Raw genomic sequence first — 25349 nt, forward strand, 5'->3', positions numbered from 1 at the left:
ACCAACGGTCCGGCCGTACCGCTCAGTTGACGAAAACGGTGACCCCGTCCTCGGTGGCGTGCGCGGGCTCGAGTTCTTCTGCCTCGTGGGTGAGGGCCCGGCGCCGTACGACGACGACCAGCGCGCCCACCACGGCCGTGCCGGCGGCGACCACGAACGGGACGTGGACGTCGGTCCACTCCTCGATCTTCGGCGCGAAGTAGGGCGCGGCCGCCGCGGCGAACCAGCGCACGAAGTTGTACCCGGCGCTCGCCACCGGGCGCGGCGCGTCCGACACGCCCAGCGCCAGCTCGGTGTAGACGGTGTTGTTCACGCCGATGAAGGCACCGGACAGGATCGTGCACACGACGGCGGTGGTGTGGTCGCCGTAGCCGAGGACGAGGACGTCGGCCGCGAGCAGCACCAGCGAACCGCCGAGTACCTTCAGCGAGCCGAACCGCTTCTGCATGCGCGGCGCCACGATCACCGAGAAGACGGCGAGCAGCACGCCCCAGGCGAAGAACACGGCACCGGACTTGTACGGCGTCATGTTCAGCACGAACGGGGTGAAGGCCAGCACAGTGAAGAACGTGTAGTTGTAGAAGAACGCCGAGACGGCCGCCGACGCCAGGCCGCCGTGCCCGAGCGCCTTGAGCGGGTCGAGCAGTGAGGTCTTGCGGGCCGGCTTGGGCTGGTCCTTCAGGAACACCGTGATGCACAGGAAGCCGATGGCCATCAGGAACGCGGTGCCGAAGAAGGGGTAGCGCCAACTGGCGTCGCCGAGCAGCGCACCCAGCAGAGGGCCGCAGGCCATGCCGAGGCCCAGGGCGGACTCGTAGAGCAGGATCGCCGCCGCACTGCCGCCGGCCGCGGCGCCGACGATGACGGCGAGCGCCGTCGAGACGAACAGGGCGTTGCCGAGCCCCCACCCGGCCCGGAACCCGACCAGCTCCCCGACCGAGCCCGAGGTGCCGGCGAGCGCCGCGAAGACGACCACGAACGCCAGTCCGACGAGCAGCGTCCGGCGCCCGCCGATCCGGCTGGAGACGAACCCGGTCACCAGCATCGCCACGGCGGTGATCAGGAAGTAGGAGGTGAACAGGAGTGAGACCTGGCTCGCCGTGGCGTCCAGGCCCTTGGCGATGGACGGCAGGATCGGGTCGACGAGCCCGATGCCCATGAAGGCGACGACGGAGGCGCCGGCCGTCGCCCAGACGGCCTTCGGCTGCCGCAGGAGACCACCGGCTCCCGCGTCGAACGGGTCCTCCTCGGCGGGAGTCCGGGTACTGCTGCGCATGCGCTGCGCTCCTTCCCGACATGGAACGACGACCGGGGCGGGGACCCCGGAGAGGGCCGAACAGATGGTTGGCAATTACACAAAATAACTTAGCTGCGCTAATTAATGCAATGTGCACCTAGTCACGGTCGTGGAGGGCGGGCCTTCCGCGCCGCCCGGACGGGTGATCGTCCTTGACGCGGCGCGGCCCGGGGAGGACCGTTGGGCCTTATGAGGGGCGAACCCAGTTGCCCGAAGTGCGGTGGCCGGGTCAGGGCTCCCGGACTCTTCGCCGACTCCTGGCAGTGCGACGTGCACGGGACGGTGCACCCGCTCCAGCCCGTGATACCGCCCAGCGTCGAGGCCCTCGGTGTCGTGGTGCACCGGGCCCGGGTCCCGGTGTGGATGCCGTGGCCGCTGTCGGTCGGCTGGCTGTTCACGGGCGTCGCCTGCGCCGGCGACGACCGCAGCGGCGGCCGCGCGACGGCCGTCGCCTGCTCCGGTCCCGGACCACTGGGCGGCGTCGGCGAGATGATCCTGGTCGCCGAGGAACTGGGCGTCGGCCTCGGCGCGCGCTACGCGGGCGTCGACGGCCCCGACCCCGGCCCCTACCTGAACGTGGAGAAACCGCCGCAGGCCAAGGTCCTGGCGGCGGGCCGCCCCGCCCCCCTCTGGCATGTCACCGGCGCCCCCGACGACCGCGCGGTCTTCGCGGGCGAGGCGCGCGGACTGTGGCTCTGGGCGGTCGTCTGGCCCGAGCAGACGGGCCTGCTCATGTACGACGAACTGGTCCTGACCGACCTGCGCGACGCGGGCGCGGAGGTCGACCTACTGCCGTGCGGGGCGCTGTCGCCGCGGCTGCTGGAGCCGTAGGGGGGGCGTGGGCGGGGCCGCGCGCCGGGGGCGGGGGGGGGATGAGTCACGGGATCTCGCGTGGAGAGGGGCTGCCCGTTCCGGGCCACGTGAGGCGGGGTCGGCTCCCCGTGGAGGGCGGGTGGTCGCGCCCCGTTATCCTTGAGCGTCCCCAGCCGTCCCGCCCGCCCGGAGCAGCACCTCGTGCGCATCGACCTGCACACCCACTCCACCGCCTCCGACGGCACGGACACCCCCGCCGCACTCGTCCGCAACGCGGCCGCCGCCGGACTGGACGTCGTCGCGCTCACCGACCACGACACCACCCGCGGCCACGCCGAGGCCCTCGCCGCCCTGCCGAGCGGCCTCACCCTCGTGACCGGCGCGGAGCTCTCCTGCCGCATCGGCGGCGTCAGCATGCACATGCTGGCCTACCTCTTCGACCCGGAGGAGCCCGCGCTGCTCGCCGAGCGCGAGCTCGTGCGCGACGACCGCGTTCCCCGCGCCAAGGCCATGATCGCCAGGCTCAACGACCTCGGTGTCCCCGTCACCTGGGACCAGGTGGCCCGTATCGCAGGCGACGGCTCCGTCGGCCGCCCCCACCTCGCCTCCGCGCTCGTCGAACTCGGCGTCGTCCCGACCGTCGGCGACGCGTTCACCCAGGACTGGCTGGCCGACGGCGGCCGCGCGCACGTGGAGAAGCACGAGACCGACCCCTTCGAGGCGATCCGCCTCGTCAAGGCGGCCGGCGGCGTCACCGTCTTCGCGCACCCGGCCGCGAGCAAGCGGGGGCGCACCGTCCCGGAGTCCGCGATCGCGGAGATGGCCGCGGCGGGACTGGACGGCATCGAGGTCGACCACATGGACCACGACCCCGACACCCGTGCCCGGCTGCGCGGCCTGGCCAAGGAGCTGGGCCTGCTGCCCACGGGGTCCAGCGACTACCACGGCACCCGCAAGACCGTCGCCCTCGGCGAGTACGCGACGGATCCCGAGGTCTACGGCGAGATCACCCGCCGCGCCACGGGGGCGTTCCCCGTCCCGGGCGCGGGCGGATCGTGACACGCCGGGATCTGCGCGGGGGGTTCGTGCGTCGGTAGCCGGGCCGATCGGGGCGTGCCCCGACGTGACGGCACCGGCCCGACGGCTCCGGTCCGGGAGCGCGCTGCGGTAACCGGGACCGGCTCTGTCCGGGCCGGGCCGGCCCTGTTCCGCCCCGGGGCGTCTGCGTTCCGGCCGGTACCGGTCCCGGCCCTTTCGGTCGGTGGCGGCTCCGATCTGACGGGGGCCGGTTGCGTTCCGACCGGGCTCGGATCCGTTCGGATCGCGGTCGGATCGGGTTCCGACCAGGACCGGACCGGTTCCGGCTGAGGAGGGATCGGTTCCGGCAGGGGCATACCGGTTGCGGCAGGGCTCATACGGGTTCCGGCCGGGCCGTGCCCCTGAATCCGGTCGAGTCCAAGCTCTGATCCCCGGCCCGCCGCGCCCCCGTTCGGGGCCGGTCTGCGCTGGGTCCCGGTGCGGGGCCGGCTCACGCCGCCTCTCGGTTCGTGGCTGGTCCGCGCAGGACCCCGGTTCGGGTCTGGCTCACGCCGCGACCTGGTTCGGGCCCGGTCCGCACCGCGCCCCGGCTCGGGGTCGGCTCGCGCCGCGGCCTTGTTCGGGTCCGGCCCGCGACCTGGTCCGCGCTTCGGCTCGCGTCCGGTCACGTGTCGTGGTCGTGGCTCCCGCCGTACGCGACGCTCCCGCAGCGGGGTCGGTCACCCGAGTCCCGACGTGAGCCTCCGGTTCGGCGCGGACCGGGCTCGGCGCGGGCCGACTGCCGGGCCCTGAACTCGACGCGGGCCGAGTCCACGGACCAACCGACGGGCCCGCCCTATGGCCACCGCGCGGGCCCGGCCCCGTCGAACCCCACGTCCCCCCCCACAGGCCCCGGCGGCCGGCCGCCACCACTCCGCACTCACCCACCCACCCATCCATCCACCCATCCACCCAGTTCCTCACTCACTCACCGCAAGGCCTCTCCCCATGTTCGACCTCGCCGTCTTCGGCTCCCTCTTCCTGACCCTCTTCGTCATCATGGATCCCCCGGGCATCACCCCGATCTTCCTCGCCCTCACCGCGGGCCGTCCCGGCAAGGTGCAGCGCCGGATGGCGTTGCAGGCCGTGTGCGTGGCCGGCGGCGTCATCGCCGTGTTCGGTGTACTGGGCCACCAGATCCTCGACTACCTGCACGTCTCCGTCCCGGCCCTGATGATCGCCGGCGGTCTGCTGCTGCTCCTCATCGCGCTGGACCTGCTCACCGGCAAGACCGACGAGCCGAAGCAGACGAAGGACGTGAACGTCGCCCTCGTCCCGCTCGGAATGCCGCTGCTGGCGGGGCCCGGCGCGATCGTGTCGGTGATCCTCGCCGTGCAGCGCGCCGACGGCGTGAGCGCGCAGGTGTCGGTGTGGGCGGCGATCCTCGCGATCCACGTCGTGCTGTGGCTGGTGATGCGCTACTCGCTGCTGATCATCAGGGTGATCAAGGACGGCGGCGTCGTCCTGGTGACCCGCCTGGCCGGGATGATGCTCTCCGCGATCGCCGTCCAGCAGATCATCAACGGCGTCACGCAGGTGATCAAGGGAGCCTGACACCGACTCCACTCGGCGCACGACAAAGCCCCTGTACGGCACCGTGCCGTACAGGGGCATGCGTTGCGTTGCGTCGGGTACGTCGTTACGAGGCGGGCGTGTCGGCCGGGCGGATCCACAGGCGCTGCCCAATCGCGGCGGCCTGTTGCACGATCTGATTGACGGAGGCGGCGTCCACGACGGTGGTGTCCACGGGCGTGCCGTCGACGTCGTCGAGGTGCATGATTTCGAAGCGCAAGGGCTTCTCCCTTCGTCTGGTCATCCTCCAGGGGAGAACTACTGGTGAGTGTGAGGGGCGGGGCGACGGCGCGTCCCGTCCACGTACGTATGCAACGGCATGCTTCCAACAAACATTCCCTACGCTAAAGAAAATTTTCGACCGTCTAATTACCGGCGAGTACGGCGGCGGTTGAACTGCCCTCATGGGCGTATCGTCCGATCATTTCCTCGCACAACTCATCGGGACCGGTTGTGTTCGCTGCGTGACGACCGGGACAATGGACGCGATGAACGACGACGACCTCACGGCGCTCGGCGCCCGCATCGACCGTACGAACGAGCTGCTGCAGCGCATGCTCGCCGAGGTGGCGAAGACGCCCTCGACCCACGCGATCTTCGTCGACGCCGGCTACCTCTACGCGGCGGCGGGGCGACTGGTCGCCGGCACCGAGGACCGGCGGTCGTTCGACGTCGACGCCGAGGGACTGATCGAGGCGCTCATCGACAAGGCCCGCACGATCTTCGCCGACAGCCGGCTGCTGCGGGTCTACTGGTACGACGGCGCCCGGCGCCGCATCCACACCGCCGAGCAGCAGTCCATCGCCGAACTGCCCGACGTGAAGGTCAGGCTGGGCAACCTCAACGCCAACAACCAGCAGAAGGGCGTCGACTCCCTCATCCGATCCGACCTGGAGTCCCTCGCCCGGCACCGCGCCATCAGCGACGCCGCGCTGCTCGGCGGCGACGAGGACCTGGTCTCGGCGGTCGAGGCCGCGCAGGGCTACGGCGCCCGGGTCCATCTGTGGGGCATCGAGGCACCGGAGGGCCGCAACCAGGCCGAGCCCCTGCTCTGGGAGGTCGACAGCCAGCGCACGCTCGACCTGGACTTCTTCAAGCCGTACGTGTCCCGGCGGACCGCGGCGACGTACGAGGCGTCGCCCGCGGTCCGGCCCACGCGGGAGGACGTGCGGTTCGTGGGGGCGCAGATCGCGGCGAAGTGGCTGGCGGCGCGGGGCCGCGACTCGCTGCGGGAGCTGCTGCCCGGCCACCCCTATCTGCCGGGCTCGGTCGACCAGGACCTGCTGGTGGAGGCGGAGGGGCTGCTCCAGTACTCACTGCGCGGCCAGGCGGACCTGCGCCGGGCGCTGCGGGACGGCTTCTGGGAGCACTTGCAGGCGCAGTACTGAGCCCGCAGCACTGAGCCGGACGCCCCTCCTCCCCCCTCTCCCGCTTCTTCAGTTGATCGTGCTGTCCCAGAAGTCGACGAGTGCGCGGGCGGTCTCCCGGGGGCGGTCGGTGTTGGGGGAGTGGTCGGCGCCGGCGACGATCGTGCGGCGGGCGTCGAGCCGGACGGCCATCTCGTCCAGCAGGGGAACGGGCCAGGCGTCGTCGTGGTCGCCGGAGACGACGTGCTTGGGCAGCGGGACGGCGGCGAGTTCGGCGACGCGGTCGGGTTCGGTGCACAGTTGCCGGCCGGTGGCGAGGAGCTGGGCGGGGCTGCCGGCGAGCCAGCGGCGACGGAGGTCGTCGCGGTCGCCGAGACCGGAGTCGAGCGCGCCGGTGTCCGGGTGCTCGGCGTGCTCGCGGTCCTCGGGGGTCTCCATCAGCTGGATGGCGTTCCACACCTGGGCCATGTCCATCACCGAGAGCGCGTCGCGCAGCAGCTTGACGCGCTGCTGCTGGGACGCGGAGATCTGCGCGGGGCCGGAGGACATGAGGGTGAGCGAGCGGAACGGGGCGGGGTCGAGCAGGACGGCGGCGCGGGCGATCTGGCCGCCGAGGGAGTGGCCGAGGAGGTGGACGGGGCCGGCGGCGCCCAGGGCGGTGGCCTGGGCGAGGACGTCGCGGGCCAACTCGCTCTGTGCGTACGGGGCTTCGTCCTCCTGGGGACCGGGGGTGCCGTACTGGCCGCGGCCGTCCACGGCGACGGCGCGGTAGCCGGCGGCGGTGAGGTGGGGGAGGAGGTCGATGAAGTCCTCCTTGCTGCCGGTGAAGCCGGGGAGGAGGAGGGCGGTGCCGTGGGTGGGGGTGCCGGCGTCGAGGACGGCGAAGGAGCCGCGGGGAGTGGGGAGGGAGTGGGAGCGGGTGCCAGGGGGCGGGGCGAAGCTCGACGGACGGCTCATACGCCCGAGGCTATCGCCCCTGGCCCCCGGCCCATCCCGGCCATCCCAGGGGCGCGGGAACTGCGCGAGCAACCATGACCGCACCCGCACCCGCACCCGCCACGCACCGCCATCCCCCAAGCCGTCCGCGTCCGTGACACGAAGTCGGCCCGGTTCACGATCACGTGATCGTGAACCGGGCCGACTCCCAGGCCTGGGTCCCGCGAGGGCTCAGCCCTCCGCCGGTTCCGTGGACGCCGCCGCCTTCTTCCGGGTGCGGCGCGGCTTCGCCGGCTCCTCGGCCGCCTGGGCCGGGATGTCCGGCTCGGCAGCCGCGGCCTTGCGCGTACGCCGACGCGGCTTGGCCTCCGCGGCCTCGGCCGCGACCTCGGGCTCGGCCGCGTCCGAAGCCGCGACGGCCTTCTTCCGCGCCCGGCGAGGCTTGGCCTCGCTGTCCTCCACAGCCGCTGTCGCCTTGCGCGGCCGACGCGCCTTCGGCGCCTCGGCCGACTCCGTCGACTCGGCGGTCTCGACGGCCGCCTCCGCGGCCTTACGGGTCCGCCGGCGCGGCTTCTCCGCCGCCTCCGACTCCTCCGCCGCCTGCGCCGGAATCACCGCGGCCCCGGCGGTCTCGACCGCCGCCTCCGCCGTCTTCCGCGTCGTCCGCCGGCGCGGCTTGGCCTCGACGGCCTCCGCCGTGTCGAGCGCCGTCTCCGCGGCCTCCGCCGACGCCGCGGTCTTCCGTGTACGGCGACGAGGCGCCGTCGGAGCCTCGGTGCCCGCCTCCGGAGCGCCCTGCGCGACCTCCACGGCCTCCGCCGTCTTCCGCGTCGTCCGCCGGCGCGGCTTCGCCTCGACGGCCTCGGCCGCGTCGACCGCCGCCTCGGCCGGCTCGGCCGCCTTCCGCGTCCGCCGGCGACGCGGCGCCGTCACGGCCTCCGCCTCAGCCGACGGAGCCGTCACCTCGGGCGCCTCGGCAACGACAGGCCCGTCGGTGACCTCGGTCACCACCTCCGGCACCACCGCTTCCGCCGACGCCCCGGACCGCGTCCGCCGACGCCGCCGCGGCGCACGCCCGGCGGCGGGCTCCGCTCGCTCCGTGACCTCCGCACCGCTCGCACTGCCCGCACTGTCCGTCGGCGCAACCGTCGGCTGCGCCGCCTCCGCGTCGAGCGGCGCCCCACCGCGCGTACGCCGGCGCCGACGCGGCGTCCGCGCCGGGCGCTCGCGCTCCCGCTCGCGGTCACGCTCCCGCTCGCGCTCCACCGTGTCGCGCCCCCCGCGCGCACCCCGGCCGCCGCGCGCCCCGCGGCCGCCGGTCTCGCCCAGGTCCTCGATCTCCTCCGCCGCCAGCCCGGCGCGCGTGCGCTCCGAGCGCGGCAGGACACCCTTGGTGCCCTCGGGGATGGAGAGGTCGGAGAACAGGTGCGGGGACGTCGAGTACGTCTCCACCGGGTCGTGGTAGTCCAGACCCAGCGCCTTGTTGATCAGCTGCCAGCGCGGGATGTCGTCCCAGTCGACGAACGTGATCGCCGTACCCGACGCGCCCGCGCGGCCCGTACGGCCGGTGCGGTGCAGATACGTCTTCTCGTCCTCGGGGGACTGGTAGTTGATGACGTGCGTGACGCCCTCGACGTCGATGCCGCGCGCGGCCACGTCCGTGCAGACCAGCACGTCGACCTTGCCGTTGCGGAACGCGCGCAGCGCCTGCTCACGCGCGCCCTGGCCGAGGTCGCCGTGGACCGCGCCGGAGGCGAACCCGCGGCGCTGCAACTGCTCGGCGATGTCGGCGGCCGTCCGCTTGGTGCGGCAGAAGATCATCGCGAGCTTGCGGCCCTCGGACTGCAGTATCCGTGCGACCATCTCCGGCTTGTCCATGGAGTGCGCGCGGTAGACGAACTGCTTGATGTTGGCCAGCGTCACGCCCTCGTCGTCCGGCGCGGCGGCGCGGATGTGCGTGGGCTGCGACATGTACCGGCGGGCCAGGCCGATGACCGCGCCCGGCATGGTCGCGGAGAACAGCATGGTCTGCCGGCGCTGCGGCAGCATGGCGATGATCTTCTCGACGTCGGGCAGGAAGCCGAGGTCGAGCATCTCGTCGGCCTCGTCGAGGACGAGACACTTGACGTGCTTGAGGTTCAGCTTCTTCTGGCCGGCCAGGTCGAGCAGCCGCCCGGGCGTGCCGACGACCACGTCGACGCCCTTCTTCAGGGCCTCGACCTGCGGCTCGTAGGCGCGCCCGCCGTAGATCGCGGTGACGCGCACATTGCGCACCTTGCCGGCGGTCAACAGGTCGTTGGTGACCTGGACGCACAGCTCGCGGGTGGGCACCACGACGAGTGCCTGCGGGGTGTCGGTGACGTCCTCGGGGCGGGCGCGGCCCGCCTCGACGTCGGCGGGGACGCTGACGCGCTCCAGGAGCGGGAGCCCGAAGCCGAGCGTCTTGCCGGTGCCGGTCTTGGCCTGGCCGATGACGTCGGTGCCGGAGAGGGCGACGGGGAGCGTCATCTCCTGGATGGGGAAGGGGGTGATGATGCCGACGGCCTCAAGGGCCTCGGCCGTCTCGGGGAGGATTCCGAGCTCTCGGAAAGTCGTAGTCAGGGTGCTGCCTCTTCTGTGTGCGCGGCGCGAGGCGAGCGTGGGGGTCGTGACGTCCGACCGTGCCGGGGACGACGGCCGGCCTTCGAAGGCCGGGCCGGGTGGCACGGGACGGGACCACAGCCGACGCTCTCGGGCCTGTCCGGCAGGCCCAGCGCTCGTACCGCTGAGGGACCCTCCCGAATGGCGTACGCACAGTGCCGTACGGCCGAGGAGGGCTGTCGGGTCGGAGCCGATCGGGCCACCGACCGGGCATCCTCATTCGTGCGGCCCGTCGCATACTTGGCGGGCCAATACCACCATACCCCGGATTCCCGCACATGCCAGGGCCGGTTTCGTGACGTAGTCGTCGTCACACCGGCCGACCGGGCTGACCAGGGCTTCCCCCGGGCGGTGAGCGGACTATTGTGCGCTCCATGACGACCTCTGACAACGCCTCCGACACCGCGGCGCCCACCGCCGAAGGCACTCCCGCGCCGACCGGCATCGCCGCACGCGACTGGGCCGACGCCTCCGCCGACCCCCAGTACCGGGCCGCGGTGGCGGACCTGCTGGGTGCGCTGGCGTACGGGGAGCTGGCCGCGTTCGAGCGGCTGGCGGAGGACGCCAAGCTGGCGCCCACGCTCGCCGACAAGGCGGAGCTGGCCAAGATGGCGTCGGCGGAGTTCCACCACTTCGAGCAGTTGCGCGACCGGCTCGCGGAGATCGGCGTGGAGCCGACGGAGGCGATGGAGCCGTTCGTCGCCGCGCTCGACGGCTTCCACCGGCAGACGGCACCCTCGGACTGGCTGGAGGGGCTGGTCAAGGCGTACGTCGGCGACTCGATCGCCAGTGACTTCTACCGGGAGGTCGCGGCGCGGCTCGACACGGACACGCGTGAACTGGTGCTCGCCGTCCTCGACGACACGGGGCACGCGGGCTTCGCCGTGGAGAAGGTGCGCGCCGCGATCGACGCCGAGCCGCGCGTCGGCGGCCGGCTCGCGCTGTGGGCGCGGCGGCTGATGGGGGAGGCGCTGTCGCAGTCGCAGCGGGTGGTGGCGGACCGCGACGCGCTGTCGACGATGCTGGTGGGCGGCGTCGCGGACGGTTTCGACCTGGCGGAGGTCGGCCGGATGTTCTCCCGCATCACGGAGGCGCACACGAAGAGGATGGCGGCGCTGGGCCTCGCGGCCTGACAGCCGCGGCCCGCTTCGAGGAGCGCTGCCCCTTGCACCCCGAGCGCCTGACGGCTCGGGGGTGCTTGTCGTCCGGCGACCGCGCGTGGGCGGGGCTTCTCGCGCCCACGCGGCGGAGCCGCACATCGGCACAGCCCCGCGCCCCTGAAGAGACGGGGCGACGGGGGCGGGAAACCGCCTACGCCGTCGTCGCTGAGTGCCGACGGCGGAACCGCTTCTCGGGACGCAGCAGCAGCGACACGGACGCCGCCGCGACCACCGCCGCCCCCAGCAGGCTCACCAGCGCATGCCCCGCCCCCACCGCACTGTGCGCGAGGAACGCCCCGAACAACCCCCCGGCCACCCCCGTCGGCAGCACGAGGCGGCGCCCCGGGAGCCGGTGCGGCAGACGGTACGCGGCGGCCCAGGCGAGGGCGAAACCGAGCAACGCGGAGCCCAGCGCTTCCAAGATCATGGTCGGGTTCCCTCCCGCACGGCCGGGTGCAAATCGGTCGTAGCCGGTCTACCCCGGGGCCACGGAAAGCAACCCTCCTCTGTGGCGGAGATGTGTGCCCCCTGTGTGGACGCGCGCATGCGGAAGGGGCCCGGAACGACGTACGTTCCGGGCCCCTCCGCGCGTCCTGCGGCGCGCCCTACAGCGCGCTGAACCCCACCCGACGGGCGGTCGGCTCACCGATCTCCACGTACGCCAGGCGGTCGGCCGGGACGAGGACCTTGCGGCCGTGTTCGTCCACGAGGCTCAGCAGCTGCGACTTCCCGGCCAGTGCCTCGGCCACGGCGCGCTCGACCTCCTCGGCACTCTGACCGCTCTCCAGAACGATCTCGCGGGGCGCGTGCTGCACGCCGATCTTGACCTCCACGGCTTCAACCCTCCGACGGTCAGTGAAGTGCGCGATCTCCCGCGCCGTACCCCGCACACATTAGCCCGGTGAGGGGACGGACACGCTCCGCCGGGCAACGCCAGGAGCGAACAGCGGACGGGAACAAACGCGCGCGGGCGGCCGGACCGCTCGGCGCGGACGCTCCCGCGCCCTCAGCGGGACTGCTCGTGCCCCTGCTCGTGGCCCTGTTCGTGTCCCTGCTCGCTCCCGTGCAGCGGGAAGCCGGCGATGCCGCGCCAGGCCAGCGAGGTCAGGAGCTGCACCGCCTGGTCGCGCGGCACGCTGCGGTCGCTGTGCAGCCAGGAACGGGCCACCACCTGGGCGAGCCCGCCGAGGCCCGAGGCGAGCAGCATCGACTCGGCCCGGGAGAGCCCGGTGTCCTCGGCGATGACGTCGCAGATCGCCTCGGCGCACTCGTTCGTCACCTTGTCGACGCGCTCGCGCACGGCCGGTTCGTTCGTCAGGTCCGACTCGAACACCAGCCGGAAGGCGCCGCCGTCGTCCTCGACGTAGGCGAAATAGGCGTCCATCGTCGCCCGGACGCGCTGCTTGTTGTCCGTCGTCGAGGCCAGCGCGTGGCGCACGGACTGGATCAGGGACTCGCAGTGCTGGTCGAGGAGGGCGAGGTAGAGGTCCAGCTTGCCCGGGAAGTGCTGGTAGAGGACCGGCTTGCTGACGCCGGCGCGCTCGGCGATGTCGTCCATCGCGGCCGAGTGGTAGCCCTGCGCCACGAAGACTTCCTGAGCGGCGCCCAGCAGCTGGTTCCGTCGGGCACGGCGCGGCAGCCGCGTACCCCGCGGGCGTGCCGCCTCTGTCTGCTCGATGGCTGTCACGCCGCCTCCCACTTTCGTCCACGTGCGGTGTACACCGCGCCGCCATCGTACTTTTGGGTAACCGTGGTGTGCGCGGTGCGAGCGCAGAATTTCACGGACCGGACAGCGCCGGGAGCGGCGCGGATCCGCCCGCTACGGGGCGTACGGGGGCGAACCGGCGCCCGGGGTGGCGCCGGTCCGCGCCCCCGCCCACGACCGCGCACCGGCGGAGGCGTCCTCGCTGCGCCCCCGCTCGGCGGTAGTCGATCGAACCTGTCTTCGGGTGGCGCCGCTCAGCGGTAGTCGTCCTCGTCGAGTTCCACGACGCGGGCCTGTTCCGCCAGGTCCGCCTCGTTGGCGCGGTCCGCGTCGTCCCCGCTCGGCACGTCGTCCCGTCGCGGGGCGACGTCCGCGAGCTGCTCGGCGGCGTCGCCCTCCGGCGCCTCCACGTCGATCTCGGTGGTGCCGGTGTCGCCGTCCTCGTCCTCGAAGGTGTCGGGATCGGTGGGGTCGACGGTCATGGCGGGCTCCCTTCCAGTGACCGGTATGCGGCCTCGTCCGTGTCCGTCGCCAGGTACCCGAACCTGTGAGGGCGAACACATGAGCCCCCGCGTGATCGTCTCGTAACATTGCCGCATGTCTTCGACCGAGCTGCCGGCCGCACCGGCCACGACCACCGTTCTGCCGAAGGTCGCGCCCGTCAGGGTCGCGGAGGGCGAGGCGCTCAGGTCGGTGTCGCTGCCCGGGGTCACCCTGACGGTGCGGTCGAGACAGCCGGCCCGCGAGGGGCTGCCGCCCGCGCTGTACGTGCACGGACTCGGCGGTTCCTCGCAGAACTGGTCGGCGCTGATGCCGCTGCTCGACGACGTCGTCGACAGCGAGGCCGTCGACCTGCCGGGCTTCGGCGACTCCCCGCCGCCGGACGACGGCAACTACTCGATCACCGCGCACGCCCGCGCGGTGATCCGCTTCCTGGACGCCTCCGGGCGCGGGCCCGTGCACCTGTTCGGCAACTCGATGGGCGGCGCGATCGTCACCCGGGTGGCCGCCGCCCGTCCCGACCTCGTCCGTACGCTCACGCTCGTCTCGCCCGCGCTCCCCGAGCTGCGGGTGCAGCGCAGCGCGGTGCCCACCGGGCTGCTCGCCGTGCCCGGCGTCGCGGCCCTGTTCACCCGCTACACCCGGCAGTGGACGGCCGAGCAGCGGGTCCGCGGCGTGATGGCGCTCTGCTACGGCGACCCCGCCCGCGTCACCCAGGACGGGTTCCGACACGCGGTGGAGGAAATGGAACGGCGGATGCGGCTGCCGTACATGTGGGACGCGATGGCCCGCTCGACGCGCGGTCTGGTGAACGCCTACACGCTGGGCGGACAGCACGGGCTGTGGCGGCAGGCCGAACGTGTGCTCGCCCCGACGCTCCTCGTCTACGGCGGCCGGGACCAGCTCGTCGGCTTCCGCATGGCCGCGCGTGCGGCCCGCGCCTTCCGCGACTCCCGTATGTTGACCCTGCCGGAGGCGGGACACGTGGCGATGATGGAGTACCCGGAACGGGTCGCGGCCGCGTTCCGCGACCTGTTGAGGGACACGGGGGCGCAGGCGTCCGCGGCGGAGTCCGTGTCCGCTTCCGTGTCCGCGGGTGCTGGGCCGGTGACCGGTGTGACTGATACGACCGATGCGGGGAGCTGAGGCGCGGCGTGGGACGACACAGCCGCAAGCGAGGGAACGACAAGACAGCCCGTAAGGGCGGCAAACGGGACGCGGGCGAGGCGGCGGGCCCGGCAGCGGCGGGTCCGGCAGCGACGGCGAGGCCGTCGGGGCCGGGAGCCCCGGCCGAGCCGGTCACCCAGGCCGGCCTGCCGCGCCGGCCCCCCGCACGGGACGGTGCCGGGGTCGCCGGTCCGGGCCCGGTCCGCGCACCGGGAGGGCCGGGAGGCCCACGGTTCGTGGGTGGTGCGCAGGCGGGCGGGGCGCCTCGCCCGGCGGACGGGACGCCCGCGCACGGCGTCCCGCGTTTCGCGGACGGTACGCCCGCCCACGGCGTCCCGCGTTTTTCCGACGGCACCCCCGCGCACGGCGTCCCCCGGTTCGGGGACGGCACCCCGGCTGGGGGCGTTCCGAGGCTGCCCGACGGTACGCCCGCGCACGGCGTCCCGTACTTCCCCGACGGCACCCCCGCGCACGGCGTCCCCCGGTTCGGGGACGGCACCCCGGCTGGGGGCGTTCCGAGGCTGCCCGACGGTACGCCCGCGCAGGGCTTCCCGCGGTTGTCCGACGGCACGCCGGCCGGTGGGGTGCCTCGGTTCGGGGGCGGGACCCCCGCGCACGGCGTGCCGCGTGTGCAGGGCGGGCCCCCCGCGCAGGGCGGCCCCCGGACGCCCGCCCACGGCGTCCCGCGAGTACGCGGCGGGCACCCCGAGCAGCGGGAGCCCGGCGGTGGCTGGGGTCGGGTCGGTGCGGTGTCCGCGCGGGGTGCGGCCCCGGCGGCCGGGAGCCCGGCCGGTGCCGCGCCCGCACCCGCACCCGCCGCGCGGCCCTCGCGCGGCCCCCGGCAGGAGTACCTCGACGCGTTCGGCGAGAACGCCGACGGGCGCCGTGACACCGACGGCCGCCGCGAGAGCCAGGACGACACCGGCACCCGCCCCCGTACCCCCACCGCGCCCGACGTCGTCCCCGCGCGCCGGGCCGCCGGCAAGGGCCGTACCTTCACCGGCGTCGCGGCCGCCGCCGTCACCACCGTGCTGGCCGTCGTCGTCGCGGGCCAGGTCGCGGACGGACGCGGTGAGGGCTCCGCACGCGCCCAGTCCGCCACCGACCGCGCCCGCGACATCCGGGGCGCAGGCGGCGCCGGAGCCGCCGCGTCGCCCTCCGCCTCCCCGAGCGCCGCACCGCTGACGTACGCGCAGAAGATGGCCAAGGTGTACCCGCTCTCGGCCGACAGCAAGGGCTCCGGGAAGTTCGCCGCCGTCCCCGGCACCGACAAGGCACCGGGGCCCGGACGGACGTACACCTACCGGGTGGACGTCGAGAAGGGGCTCGGTCTGGACGCCGCCCTGTTCGCCGAGGCCGTGCAGACGACACTCAACGACGACCGCAGCTGGGCCCACGGCGGCGACCTCGCCTTCGCACGCGTCTCCTCCGGCAAGCCCGACTTCGTCATCACGCTGGCCAGTTCCGGCACGACCGCCGACTGGTGCGCCAAGTCCGGCCTCGACACCACCGAGGACAACGTCTCGTGCGACTCGGCCGCCACCGAGCGCGTGATGATCAACGCCTACCGCTGGGCCCAGGGCTCGAAGACGTACGGCGACGACCACATCTACGCCTACCGGCAGATGCTGATCAACCACGAGGTCGGCCACCGGCTCGGCCGCGGCCACGTCAACTGCGAGAAGGACGGCGAACTCGCGCCGGTCATGCAGCAGCAGACCAAGTTCCTCGACCACGACGGCATCCACTGCCTGGCCAACCCCTGGCCGTACCCGAAGGGTTGAGGCACCGCCGGGCGGAGGGGCGGCGCGCGGACCGGTGCGCACGGCTGATGTCAGATTGACATAAGGAGTGCGCCCGTTCTAATTTCGGCGCATGCCGTCCCGCCGTCCCGCCCCCCGCGCCGCCATCGAACTGGCGCTCATCGGCGTGACCGCACTCTGCGTGGCCGACATTCACTGTCGCTGACGCCCGCCCCGGCGCGCGTCGGCAGTCTCCTCCGTCGTGTCCGTCGTCCGTCCGTGTCCACCGCCGTGACCTGATTCTGTTCCGGTCATGTCCGTCGGCACGGTTCACTCGGCCCGACGGTCTCCATCGACGACGTACGACGACCCGTCGCCAGGGCAGACGCCTGCTGCTCCTCGTCTCACTCCTCGTACCGCCGTCTCGCGATCCGGGACGGCATGCGAGAACTCCCCTGAGAGGTCGTCATTCCGATGCGCCAACCGTCCCGCACCCGCACTCCGCGCCGCCTGGCAGCGGCGTCCCTCGGCCTGGTCGTGGCAGCGGGTGTCGCCGCCTGCGGTCCGGAGGACAACGATGCCAAGGGCGCCGGCGGCGACTCCACGCCCCACAAGGGCGGCACCCTCACCGTGCTCAACTCCCAGCCGCAGACCGACTTCGACCCGGCCCGGCTCTACACCTCCGGCGGCGGCAACGTCCCGTCCCTGGTCTTCCGCACCCTCACCACCCGCAACCGCGAGAACGGCGCCGCCGGTGCGAAGGTCGTTCCCGACCTCGCCACCGACACCGGCCGCCCGAACAAGGATGCGACCGTGTGGACGTACACCCTCAAGAAGGGGCTGAAGTACGAGGACGGCACCGCCATCACCGCCGCCGACATCAAGTACGGCATCGAACGCTCCTTCGCCCCCGAGCTCTCCGGCGGCGCCCCCTATCTGCGCGACTGGTTGGTCGGCGCGGCCGACTACCAGGGGCCGTACAAGGACAAGGGCAAGGGCGGTCTCGACGCGATCGGGACGCCGGACGAGCGGACCCTCGTCTTCCATCTCAACAAGCCCGAGGGCGAGTTCCCCTACCTCGCCACGCAGACCCAGTTCGCGCCCGTCCCGAAGGCCAAGGACACCGGCACGAAGTACGAGGAGCACCCGGTCTCGTCCGGCCCCTACAAGGTCGTCAAGAACGAGAACGACGGCGAGCGGCTGACCCTGGAGCGCAACACGCACTGGTCCGCCGCCACCGACGCCGAGCGCAAGGCGTACCCGGACCGGATCGACGTACGCTCCGGGCTCGACTCCTCCGTGATCAACCAACGGCTGTCCGCGTCCCAAGGGGCGGACGCGGCGGCCGTCACGACGGACACCAACCTCGGTCCGGCCGAGCTCGCCAAGGTCAGCGGCGACAAGAAGCTCGCCGCGCGCGTCGGCACGGGCCACTTCGGCTACACCGACTACCTGGCCTTCAACCCGAAGGTGAAGCCGTTCGACGACCCCAAGGTGCGCCAGGCCGTCGCCTACGCCGTCGACCGGTCCTCCGTCGTCAACGCGGCCGGAGGCTCCGCGCTCGCCGAGCCCGCGACCACCTTCCTGCCCGACCAGAAGTCCTTCGGCCACACCCCGTACGACCTCTTCCCGGCCGGCAAGTCCGGCAACGCGGCCAAGGCGAAGGAGCTGCTGAAGGAGGCCGGCCACCCGGACGGACTGACGATCACGCTCACCCACTCCAACGCCAAGGACTTCGAGACCAGCCCGGAGATCGCCACCGCCGTCCAGGACGCCCTGAAGAAGGCCGGGTTCACCGTCCGGCTGCAGGGCCTGGAGGACAACGACTACAGCGACCGGATCCAGGACACCAAGACCGAACCCGGCCTCTTCCTCGCCCACTGGGGCGCCGACTGGCCCTCCGGCGGCCCCTTCCTCGCCCCCATCTTCGACGGGCGGCAGATCGTGAAGGACGGCGCCAACTTCAACTCCGGCTTCCTGAACGACACCGCCGTCAACTCCGAGATCGACGCCATCAACAAGCTCACCGACCTCGACGCGGCCGCGCAGCGGTGGGGCGCGCTGGACAAGAAGATCGCCGAGCAGGCGCTCGTCGTGCCGCTGTTCCACCCCGTCTACAAGCGGCTCTACGGCGAGGACGTCAAGAACGTCGTGATCAGCGACTGGACCGGCGTCCTCGACATCTCCCAGGTCGCGGTGAAGTGACGCCGTGAGCGAGGCATTTCTCGTCACCGAGGCCGCCGAGGCCGCCGAGGGCCCCGGCGGCTCCGGCCGCTCCGCAACCTCCGGGACCGGGTCGGCGCCGGGTGCGCCCGCCCCCGTCCCGGCGGCCTCGGGGGCCCGCCAGTTCTGGCGGCGGCTGCGCACGCGGCGCGCCGCCCTCGTCGCGGGCGGCGTCGTCGCCCTGCTCGTCCTGGTCGCGTTCGCCGCGCCCCTGCTCACCGCGCTCGAGGGCCAGGACCCGACCACCTATCACCCCTCCTTGGTGGACTCCGCGCGCGGCGGCGTCCCCGTCGGACCGCTGGGCGGCATCGGCGGCGACCACTGGCTCGGCGTCGAACCGCAGACCGGGCGCGACCTGTTCGCCCGGCTCGTGTACGGGGCCCGGGTCTCGCTGGGCGTCGCCCTGGCCGCGACCGTCGTACAGGTCGCCATCGGCGTCCTGATCGGCGTCGCCGCGGCGCTCGGCAACCGCTGGCTCGACCAGGTGCTGAGCCGGGCCACCGACATCATCATCGCCATGCCGCTGATGATCATGGCCCTGGCGCTGCTGGCGATCGTCCCCGACGACTTCCCGCGGCCCGTGCTGGTCTCGCTGGTCATCGGGTTCGTGGCCTGGGGCGGCATCGCCAAGATCGCCCGCGCCCAGACGCTGACCCTGAAGCAGCTCGACCATGTCGCGGCCGCCCGGCTGAGCGGCTGGGGCACCTGGCGCGTCGCCCGACGCGAGCTGCTGCCGGGGCTGGCCGCGCCCGTCATCACCTACGCGGCGCTCATGGTGCCGAGCAACATCACCATCGAGGCCGCCCTGTCCTTCCTCGGCGTGGGCGTACGGCCGCCGACGCCGTCCTGGGGGGAGATGCTGACCTCGGCCAACGTCTGGTACGCGGCGGCGCCGCAGTACCTGCTGCTGCCGGCCGGCGCGCTGTTCGTGACGGTGCTGGCGCTCACCGTCCTCGGCGACGGCGTGCGCACGGCCCTCGACCCGCGCGCGGCGTCCCGGCTGCGGGTGGGGACGGGGCGACGGCGGGAGAAGCGGGCGGCGGCGGAGGCCGCAGGGTCCGGTTCCGCGGGCGAGGATGTCGCAGGGTCCGGTTCCGCGGCCGAGGGTGCCGCCCGTGAGGAGGGTGCCGCATGAGCGGGTTCGGTGGGTTCGCGCTGCGGCGTGCCGTCGGGGCCGTCGTCACGCTGATCGCCATCTCGGCGATCATCTACGTCATCTTCTACGCCACCCCCGGCAACGTCGCCCAGATCACCTGCGGCCCGCGCTGCTCGCCCGCCCAGGTGCACCAGGTCGCCGAGCAGCTCCGCCTCGACGACCCGCTCTACCTGCGCTACTGGCACTTCCTCCAGGGCATCGCCGTCGGCCAGGACTACTCCACCGGCACCTCCGTCGAGCACTGCTCGGCGCCCTGCCTCGGACTGTCGTACCGCAGCGACCAGCAGGTCACGCAGATCATCCTGGCCAAGCTGCCCGTCAGCCTGTCGCTGGTGGTCGGCGCCATGGTGCTGTGGCTGCTGCTCGGCGTCGGCACGGGTGTGCTCTCCGCCTGGCGACGCGGCCGGTTCACCGAGCGCGCGCTGACCGGGGCGACCCTCGCCGGCATGGCCACGCCCGTCTTCGTCATCGGGCTCGTGCTGATGATCGTCGTCTGCGGGCAGTGGGAGCTGCTGCCGTTCCCGCAGTACGTGGCCTTCACCGAGGACCCCGAACAGTGGGCGTGGAACCTGCTGCTGCCCTGGCTGACCCTCGCGCTCGGCGAGGCGGCGTTCTTCGCCCGAATGACCCGGGCGGCGGTCCTGGAGACCCTCGCGGAGGACCACATCCGCACCTTCCGGGCCTACGGCGTCGGCGAGCGGGCGATAGTCGGCCGGCACGCGCTGCGCGGGGCGCTCGCGCCCGTGATCGCGCTCAACGCCAACGACTTCGGGGCGGCCGTCGGCGGTGCGGTGCTGACCGAGACGCTGTTCGGACTGCCCGGCATCGGACAGGAACTGGTGCACGCCGTGGACGTCGTCGACCTGCCGGTCGTGGTCGGGATGGTCCTGGTCATCGGCTTCTTCGTGGTGCTGGCCAACGCCGTCGCGGACGTGCTGTACGCGGTGGCCGACCGACGGGTGGTGCTGTCATGAGTCCGGTGAACCCGAGTCCGGTGAACCCGAGTCCGGCGGGCCTCGTGGTCGTGGACGGGCTGACCGTCGACTTCGGCGGGCTGCCGGCCGTCGACGGGCTCTCCTTCACGCTGGCGGAGGGCGCCGCCCTCGGGCTGGTCGGGGAGTCCGGCTCCGGCAAGTCGACGGTCGCCTCGGCGCTGCTGGGACTGCACCGCGGCACGGGCGCCGTCGTCGGCGGTTCGGTGCGGGTGGCCGGCGTCGATCCGGCGCGGGCCTCCGACGAGGAACTGCGGCGGCTGCGCGGCGGCACGGCGGCTATGGTCTTCCAGGACCCGCTGTCCTCCCTTGACCCGTACTACGCGATCGGCGACCAGATCGCCGAGGTCTACCGCGTGCACACGCGCGCCTCCCGGCGTGCGGCACGCGCGCGTGCCGTCGAGGTGCTCGACCGGGTCGGCATCCCCGACGCCGTACGACGCTCCCGGGCACGCCCGCACGAGTTCAGCGGCGGCATGCGGCAGCGGGCGCTCATCGCCATGGCGCTGGCCTGCGCACCGCGGCTGCTGATCGCCGACGAGCCGACGACGGCGCTCGACGTCACCGTCCAGGCCCAGATCCTCGACCTGCTGCACACCCTGCGGCAGGAGACGGGGATGGGGCTGCTGCTGGTCACCCATGACGTGGGCGTCGCCGCCGAGAGCGTCGACGAGGTGCTGGTCATGCGGCACGGGCGGGCGGTCGAGCACGGTCCGGCCGGCGAGGTGCTGGCGGCGCCCGCGCAGGCGTACACGCGGGAGCTGCTGGCGGCGGTGCCGCGGGTGGACGCGCCGAGGGCGCGGCCCGGTGCACGGGTCCTCGGGGGCGCGGCCGGTGAGGACGAGGGCGAGGTGGTGCTGGAGGCGGTGGGGCTGCGGCGTGAGTTCGGGCGCGGCAGGCGCGCGGTCACCGCCGTGGACGACGTGTCGCTGACGGTGCGCCGGGGCGAGACCCTCGGCGTGGTGGGGGAGAGCGGCAGCGGGAAGACCACGCTCGGCCGGATGCTGGTCGGGCTGCTGGAGCCGACGGCCGGCGAGGTGCGGTACGAGGGCTGGCCGCACACGGGTGTCCGGCCCGCCGTCCAGATGGTGTTCCAGGACCCCGTCTCCTCCCTCAACCCCCGTCGCAGCGTGGGCGAGTCGATAGCGGACCCGCTCAGGGCGCGGGCGGCGCGGGCGGCGCGGGGAGCACGTGGGGCCGGCGATACGGGGAAGGCCGGTGAGGCCGGTAGGGCTGGAAAGACCGGCGAGGCCGGTGACGCTGGAAAGGCTGGTGGGGCGCCGGAGACCCGTGAGGCGCGGGAAACGCGCATTCAAGGGCGCGTGCGTGAACTGCTGGCGCGCGTGGGGCTCGACCCGGCGCACTACGACCGCTATCCGCACGAGTTCAGCGGCGGTCAGCGTCAGCGCATCGGCATCGCCCGCGCGCTGGCCGCCGATCCCGAGGTCATCGTCTGCGACGAGCCGGTCTCCGCGCTGGACGTCACCACACAGGCCCAGGTCGTCGCCCTGCTCGGCGAGTTGCAGAGCGAACTGGGCCTGGCGCTCGTCTTCGTCGCGCACGACCTGGCCGTCGTACGGCAGGTCAGCGACCGGGTCGCGGTGATGCGGCACGGCCGGCTCGTCGAGTACGGCCCGGCCGACCAGGTGTACGACGCCCCCGGCGATCCGTACACCAGGGCGCTGCTGGCCGCCGTCCCGGCGCTCGACCCGGCGGTCGCGGTACGCCGGCGCGCGGTGCGGAGCGAAGGCGAGCCGGAGGCGGCGGCCGAGGAAGCGGCGAACGAGGAATCGGCGGTCATATGACAAAACCGCACGTCGTGATCGCCTAGCGCGGCCAACGCGGCCCGTCCGGGAAAGTTACGACGGTTCACCCCTTTTGGTGGCGCGATGGACAACCGTCCATCGCGCCACCGGCATGTCCGCATACGTTCTTCCCGCTGCGAGCCGCCGGACAACGGCGGCTCCCCACACGGGAGATCGGGGATGCACTCGTGCGCATCGGACTGCTGACGGAGGGTGGTTATCCGTACGTGAGCGGTGACGCCAGGCTCTGGTGCGACCGGCTCGTGCGCGGGCTCGCGCGGCACGAGTTCCATGTCTACGCGCTCAGTCGCAGCCGGCGGCAGGAGGACGAGGGCTGGATCCCGCTGCCGCCCCAGGTGACCCGGGTGCGCACCGCCCCGCTGTGGACCGTCGCGGACGACGGCGCCACCCACGGCCGCGATCTGCGCGGCCGCCGTGCCCTGCGCCGCTTCAGCGAGGCGTACGCCGACCTCGCACGCGCGGTCTGCGAAGGGGGCCGTGCGGACGGCCGCGATTGCTCGGACGGCTGTACGGACGGCTGTACGGGCGGCCCGGACGGCTGTACGGGCGACTGTCAGGCGGACCGTTTCGGCAACGCGCTGTACGTCCTCGCCGACCTCGCCCGCGAGGAGGGCGGACTGGGGAGCGCACTGCGCTCGGAGGGCGCGTTGCGCATCTGGGAGCGCGCCTGCCGTGCGCCCGGAGCCGCGCGCACGGCGCACGGAGCGCGCGTGGCCGAACTCCTCACCGTGGCACGGCACGTCGAACGCGCCCTGCGCCCCCTCTCCCTGGACTGGTACGAGGACGCCGGGCTCGGCGCGGTCGACCTCTGCCACGCCACGGCGGGCGGCTCCGCCGCCCTGCCCGCCCTGCTCGCCCGGCACTTCTCGGGGGTGCCCCTCGTGGTCACCGAGTACGGCGTCCCGCTCCGGGCGCACTACCTCGCCACCGCCGACGCGCCCCCCGCCGTACGCGCGCTGCTCGCCTCCTTCCACGGTCTGCTCGCCGCCGAGGTGTACCGGCGGGCCGCCCGCATCACCCCCGGCAACGCCCACGTCCGCCGCTGGCAGGAACGCCTCGGCGCCGACCGGGCCAGGCTGCGCACGGTCTACCCCGGCATGGAGGCGTCCCGCTTCGCCGAGGCGGCCGGTTCCGGCGACGGGAGCGAGGCGGCCGGTTCCGGTGAAGGGGGCGAGGCGGCCGGTTCCGGCGAGGGGGGCGAGGCGGACACGCTGGTCTGGGTGGGGCGCGTCGAGCCCGCCAAGGACCTGGTCTCCCTCCTCCACGCCTTCGCCGAGGTCCGCACCCACGTGCCGAAGGCCCGTCTGCGCATCGTCGGCGCCGCCGCGGGCGCCGAGGGCCGGGCCTACCTCGACCACTGCCGGGCCCTGGCCGCCCGGCTCCTCCCGGACCACGGCCCCGAGGACGCCCACGGCCGCCCGGTCTCCTTCGAGGAGGCCGGCGGAGCGGACGCCCCCGACCTCGCGGCGGTGTACGCCGCCGGAGCGGTCGTCGTCCTCTCCAGCGTCGTCGAGGGCTTCCCCGTCAGCCTGGTCGAAGCCATGTTCTGCGCCCGTGCCACGGTCTCCACCGACGTGGGCGCCGTGGTGGAGGTCATCGGCGGCACGGGCCTGGTCGTACCCCCGCGCGAACCGGGGGCGCTCGCGCAGGCGTGCGTGGCGCTGCTGCGCGACCCCGAACGGCGCTCGCGCCTCGGCGCGGCCGCCCGCGCACGCGCCCTCGAACTGTTCACCGTGGAGCAGAACGTCACGGCATTCGACGGCATTTACCTCGACGTCGTCTCGCACTCCCCGCGCCGCCGGGTGTTCGTCGACGACAGGGGCGCGCCGCTTCCCTTCGGCACCCCCGCCGAGGCCCACCTCCCCGGCAACTGGACCGGCCCCCGCCGCCCGTCCCGGCGCGCCCCCCAGTGGGCCTCGGACATCACCCCGCCCGCCACCTTCGCCCAGCGGCCGGTACCGGCGCGAGAGGGCGCCGCCCGATGAGCGACCTGCGCACCGACCACGAAGCACCCGGATCCTGGACCGGACCGGGCCCCGGGACGGGGGAGGAGGCCGCGACCACCCCCCGGCCCGGCACCGCCGACCCGGTCAAGGCCCTGATGCGCCGGCACCACGACCTCTGCGCCCGTGCCGTCGACCCCCTGGAGATCGCCGCCGGTCTCGAGGCGCACGGCGTGACCGACCGCACCGCCGCCCGCTTCCGGCACCGTGACGTCTTCTCGCTCGCCGAGGAGATGCACGCCCGCTTCCCCCGGGACCCCGATGACACGGCCTCGGACCTTCCCCCCGCCCCCCGCCCCACCCCCCACCCCGCCCCGGCCCTGCTCGCCCTGCTGCCGGGCCTGCTGTGCGCGGCGACCGTCGTCGGAACGCGGCTCACCGACGGCAGGCCCCGCCTCGCCGTGGCCGCCGCGGGCGCCCTGTTCGTGGCACTCGCCCTGCGCGCCGCCCTCCGCCGGGGCCCCCTGGCCGGCCCGTACCCCACCTCCTCCGGTGCGCACTTCTGGACCGTCTGGCTACTGGCGTACGCCTTCCTCGGCGACGGCCTGCTCGGCGAGGGCCTGACCGGCGGCCCCGACGGCCCCTGGTCCCCCGCCACCGCCCCCCTCCTCGCCCTCACCCTCGCCTGCGCCCCCGCCGTGTGGTGCGCCCGGCTGTTCACGGCCCTGGCCGGGCGCCGCCTCGGCACCAGCCGTGCCCTGGACGACTTCGCGGCCTCCGCCCGCCCCCTCCTCCTCGGCGCCTTCACCCTCTTCCTAGGCGCCCTCCTCGCCCTCCTCGCCCTGTGCGGCGCGCTGCTCGACGCGCACCCCGCGTACGCCGGCGCGGGTGCCCTCGGCGCGCTCCTCCTGCTCGCCCGGCTGCTCACCGCGCACGGCTTCCCCCACGCCCCGGCTGCCGCACTCGCCACCGCCGGTGCCACCGAGGGCCTGGCCCTGGCCAGCGTCTTCGCCTCGCGCCTCCCCGGCTGCACCCTCCTCTCCGTCCCGGTCCAGACCCTCACCGACACCTGGGGACCGGGCGCCGTCCCCGCACTGGCCTGCGGCACCACCGCCACCGCCCTGCTGGTCCATGCCACCCGCACGCTGACCCGGGCCTCGGCCCACGCCGCGCCGTATGAACCCCGCTGACGCCACCCCCCGCCCCACCCGCGGCCGGGCCCGTGCACCGCG

General features: G+C 73.7%; 22 protein-coding genes. 14 read left to right on the top strand and 8 right to left on the bottom strand.

Annotation, left to right across the window (positions count from 1 at the left end; genetic code table 11):
- Positions 1 to 22: 22 nt before the first annotated feature.
- Positions 23 to 1276 carry an MFS transporter gene (locus OIE12_RS21565; RefSeq protein ID WP_329137750.1) on the bottom strand — a complete coding sequence of 418 codons (1254 nt, stop codon included), beginning with the start codon at positions 1274 to 1276 and terminating at the stop codon, positions 23 to 25.
- A 210-nt stretch (positions 1277 to 1486) separates the two neighbouring features.
- Here OIE12_RS21565 and OIE12_RS21570 point away from each other — a divergent pair, with 210 nt between their 5' ends.
- The 3 genes from OIE12_RS21570 to OIE12_RS21580 all read left to right on the top strand — a co-directional run bounded on the left by OIE12_RS21570 (position 1487) and on the right by OIE12_RS21580 (position 4741).
- Entirely contained in the window at positions 1487 to 2128 is a 642-nt protein-coding gene (locus OIE12_RS21570) for a DUF6758 family protein (protein WP_329137752.1), read from the top strand.
- A gap of 183 nt (positions 2129 to 2311) precedes the next feature.
- A complete protein-coding gene (locus tag OIE12_RS21575; RefSeq protein ID WP_329142121.1) occupies positions 2312 to 3169 on the top strand; it encodes a PHP domain-containing protein in 858 nt (285 codons plus the stop codon).
- A 966-nt stretch (positions 3170 to 4135) separates the two neighbouring features.
- Entirely contained in the window at positions 4136 to 4741 is a 606-nt protein-coding gene (locus OIE12_RS21580) for a MarC family protein (protein ID WP_329137754.1), read from the top strand.
- An 85-nt stretch (positions 4742 to 4826) separates the two neighbouring features.
- Here the strand turns inward: OIE12_RS21580 and OIE12_RS21585 are convergent, their stop codons facing one another.
- The gene (locus tag OIE12_RS21585) at positions 4827 to 4979 is read right to left on the bottom strand and encodes a hypothetical protein (protein ID WP_329137756.1); all 153 of its coding nucleotides are present in this window, start codon (positions 4977 to 4979) and stop codon (positions 4827 to 4829) included.
- Positions 4980 to 5247: 268 nt separating this feature from the next.
- Between OIE12_RS21585 and OIE12_RS21590 the strand changes: the two genes are divergently transcribed.
- Positions 5248 to 6147: an NYN domain-containing protein gene (locus tag OIE12_RS21590; RefSeq protein ID WP_329137758.1), complete on the top strand. Its 900-nt coding sequence runs from the start codon at positions 5248 to 5250 to the stop codon at positions 6145 to 6147.
- A 48-nt stretch (positions 6148 to 6195) separates the two neighbouring features.
- Here OIE12_RS21590 and OIE12_RS21595 read toward each other — a convergent pair whose 3' ends face one another.
- A complete protein-coding gene (locus tag OIE12_RS21595) occupies positions 6196 to 7083 on the bottom strand; it encodes an alpha/beta fold hydrolase (protein WP_329137760.1) in 888 nt (295 codons plus the stop codon).
- Positions 7084 to 7293: 210 nt separating this feature from the next.
- Positions 7294 to 9570, bottom strand: a complete 2277-nt coding sequence (locus OIE12_RS21600) for a DEAD/DEAH box helicase (protein ID WP_329137762.1) — start codon at positions 9568 to 9570, stop codon at positions 7294 to 7296.
- Positions 9571 to 10076: 506 nt separating this feature from the next.
- Here OIE12_RS21600 and OIE12_RS21605 point away from each other — a divergent pair.
- A complete protein-coding gene (locus OIE12_RS21605; protein WP_329137764.1) occupies positions 10077 to 10835 on the top strand; it encodes a ferritin-like fold-containing protein in 759 nt (252 codons plus the stop codon).
- Between the two features lie 178 nt (positions 10836 to 11013).
- On the opposite strand, the gene OIE12_RS21610 is transcribed toward OIE12_RS21605, so the two are convergent.
- The 4 genes from OIE12_RS21610 to OIE12_RS21625 all read right to left on the bottom strand — a co-directional run bounded on the left by OIE12_RS21610 (position 11014) and on the right by OIE12_RS21625 (position 13049).
- Positions 11014 to 11289, bottom strand: coding sequence for a hypothetical protein (locus tag OIE12_RS21610; protein WP_329137767.1), 276 nt, complete (start codon positions 11287 to 11289; stop codon positions 11014 to 11016).
- Between the two features lie 178 nt (positions 11290 to 11467).
- Complete coding sequence (locus OIE12_RS21615) at positions 11468 to 11695, bottom strand: DUF3107 domain-containing protein (protein ID WP_030382427.1); 228 nt, start codon at positions 11693 to 11695, stop codon at positions 11468 to 11470.
- Between the two features lie 173 nt (positions 11696 to 11868).
- Positions 11869 to 12549, bottom strand: a complete 681-nt coding sequence (locus OIE12_RS21620) for a TetR/AcrR family transcriptional regulator (protein ID WP_329137770.1) — start codon at positions 12547 to 12549, stop codon at positions 11869 to 11871.
- A gap of 272 nt (positions 12550 to 12821) precedes the next feature.
- Entirely contained in the window at positions 12822 to 13049 is a 228-nt protein-coding gene (locus OIE12_RS21625) for a hypothetical protein (protein WP_329137772.1), read from the bottom strand.
- Positions 13050 to 13164: 115 nt separating this feature from the next.
- On the opposite strand from OIE12_RS21625, the gene OIE12_RS21630 reads away from it, so the two are divergent.
- The 9 genes from OIE12_RS21630 to OIE12_RS21670 all read left to right on the top strand — a co-directional run bounded on the left by OIE12_RS21630 (position 13165) and on the right by OIE12_RS21670 (position 25307).
- Positions 13165 to 14214, top strand: a complete 1050-nt coding sequence (locus OIE12_RS21630) for an alpha/beta fold hydrolase (RefSeq protein WP_329137775.1) — start codon at positions 13165 to 13167, stop codon at positions 14212 to 14214.
- 542 nt (positions 14215 to 14756) lie between these two features.
- A complete protein-coding gene (locus OIE12_RS21635; protein WP_329142123.1) occupies positions 14757 to 16019 on the top strand; it encodes a DUF3152 domain-containing protein in 1263 nt (420 codons plus the stop codon).
- 91 nt (positions 16020 to 16110) lie between these two features.
- Positions 16111 to 16203 (top strand): Ms4533A family Cys-rich leader peptide, encoded by a 93-nt coding sequence (locus OIE12_RS21640; protein ID WP_329137777.1) that lies wholly within the window; start codon positions 16111 to 16113, stop codon positions 16201 to 16203.
- A 248-nt stretch (positions 16204 to 16451) separates the two neighbouring features.
- On the top strand, positions 16452 to 18182 hold the full coding sequence (locus OIE12_RS21645; protein ID WP_329137779.1) for an ABC transporter substrate-binding protein: 1731 nt from the start codon (positions 16452 to 16454) through the stop codon (positions 18180 to 18182).
- A 4-nt stretch (positions 18183 to 18186) separates the two neighbouring features.
- Positions 18187 to 19335 (top strand): ABC transporter permease, encoded by a 1149-nt coding sequence (locus OIE12_RS21650; RefSeq protein WP_329137781.1) that lies wholly within the window; start codon positions 18187 to 18189, stop codon positions 19333 to 19335.
- The gene (locus OIE12_RS21655; RefSeq protein WP_329137783.1) at positions 19332 to 20330 is read left to right on the top strand and encodes an ABC transporter permease; all 999 of its coding nucleotides are present in this window, start codon (positions 19332 to 19334) and stop codon (positions 20328 to 20330) included. Before OIE12_RS21650 ends, OIE12_RS21655 begins: the two co-directional genes overlap by 4 nt.
- Positions 20327 to 22153, top strand: coding sequence for an ABC transporter ATP-binding protein (locus tag OIE12_RS21660; RefSeq protein ID WP_329137786.1), 1827 nt, complete (start codon positions 20327 to 20329; stop codon positions 22151 to 22153). The genes OIE12_RS21655 and OIE12_RS21660 overlap by 4 nt, the downstream gene beginning before the upstream one ends.
- Positions 22154 to 22341: 188 nt before the next feature.
- The gene (locus OIE12_RS21665) at positions 22342 to 24159 is read left to right on the top strand and encodes a DUF3492 domain-containing protein (RefSeq protein WP_329137788.1); all 1818 of its coding nucleotides are present in this window, start codon (positions 22342 to 22344) and stop codon (positions 24157 to 24159) included.
- On the top strand, positions 24156 to 25307 hold the full coding sequence (locus tag OIE12_RS21670; protein ID WP_329137791.1) for a hypothetical protein: 1152 nt from the start codon (positions 24156 to 24158) through the stop codon (positions 25305 to 25307). The genes OIE12_RS21665 and OIE12_RS21670 overlap by 4 nt, the downstream gene beginning before the upstream one ends.
- Positions 25308 to 25349 lie beyond the last annotated feature (42 nt).

Source organism: Streptomyces sp. NBC_00670 (assembly GCF_036226765.1).
Taxonomy (GTDB): domain Bacteria; phylum Actinomycetota; class Actinomycetes; order Streptomycetales; family Streptomycetaceae; genus Streptomyces.

What these genes read in the sequence shown, in the direction of transcription:
- OIE12_RS21565 (WP_329137750.1), bottom strand. Translation starts at nt 1,276, where the DNA reads ATGCGCAGCAGTACCCGGACTCCCGCCGAGGAGGACCCGTTCGACGCG.
- OIE12_RS21655 (WP_329137783.1), top strand. Translation starts at nt 19,332, where the DNA reads ATGAGCGGGTTCGGTGGGTTCGCGCTGCGGCGTGCCGTCGGGGCCGTC.
- OIE12_RS21640 (WP_329137777.1), top strand. Translation starts at nt 16,111, where the DNA reads ATGCCGTCCCGCCGTCCCGCCCCCCGCGCCGCCATCGAACTGGCGCTC.
- OIE12_RS21605 (WP_329137764.1), top strand. Translation starts at nt 10,077, where the DNA reads ATGACGACCTCTGACAACGCCTCCGACACCGCGGCGCCCACCGCCGAA.
- OIE12_RS21590 (WP_329137758.1), top strand. Translation starts at nt 5,248, where the DNA reads ATGAACGACGACGACCTCACGGCGCTCGGCGCCCGCATCGACCGTACG.
- OIE12_RS21630 (WP_329137775.1), top strand. Translation starts at nt 13,165, where the DNA reads ATGTCTTCGACCGAGCTGCCGGCCGCACCGGCCACGACCACCGTTCTG.
- OIE12_RS21625 (WP_329137772.1), bottom strand. Translation starts at nt 13,049, where the DNA reads ATGACCGTCGACCCCACCGATCCCGACACCTTCGAGGACGAGGACGGC.
- OIE12_RS21580 (WP_329137754.1), top strand. Translation starts at nt 4,136, where the DNA reads ATGTTCGACCTCGCCGTCTTCGGCTCCCTCTTCCTGACCCTCTTCGTC.
- OIE12_RS21645 (WP_329137779.1), top strand. Translation starts at nt 16,452, where the DNA reads ATGCGCCAACCGTCCCGCACCCGCACTCCGCGCCGCCTGGCAGCGGCG.
- OIE12_RS21670 (WP_329137791.1), top strand. Translation starts at nt 24,156, where the DNA reads ATGAGCGACCTGCGCACCGACCACGAAGCACCCGGATCCTGGACCGGA.
- OIE12_RS21600 (WP_329137762.1), bottom strand. Translation starts at nt 9,570, where the DNA reads ATGACGCTCCCCGTCGCCCTCTCCGGCACCGACGTCATCGGCCAGGCC.
- OIE12_RS21595 (WP_329137760.1), bottom strand. Translation starts at nt 7,083, where the DNA reads ATGAGCCGTCCGTCGAGCTTCGCCCCGCCCCCTGGCACCCGCTCCCAC.
- OIE12_RS21610 (WP_329137767.1), bottom strand. Translation starts at nt 11,289, where the DNA reads ATGATCTTGGAAGCGCTGGGCTCCGCGTTGCTCGGTTTCGCCCTCGCC.
- OIE12_RS21570 (WP_329137752.1), top strand. Translation starts at nt 1,487, where the DNA reads ATGAGGGGCGAACCCAGTTGCCCGAAGTGCGGTGGCCGGGTCAGGGCT.
- OIE12_RS21660 (WP_329137786.1), top strand. Translation starts at nt 20,327, where the DNA reads ATGAGTCCGGTGAACCCGAGTCCGGTGAACCCGAGTCCGGCGGGCCTC.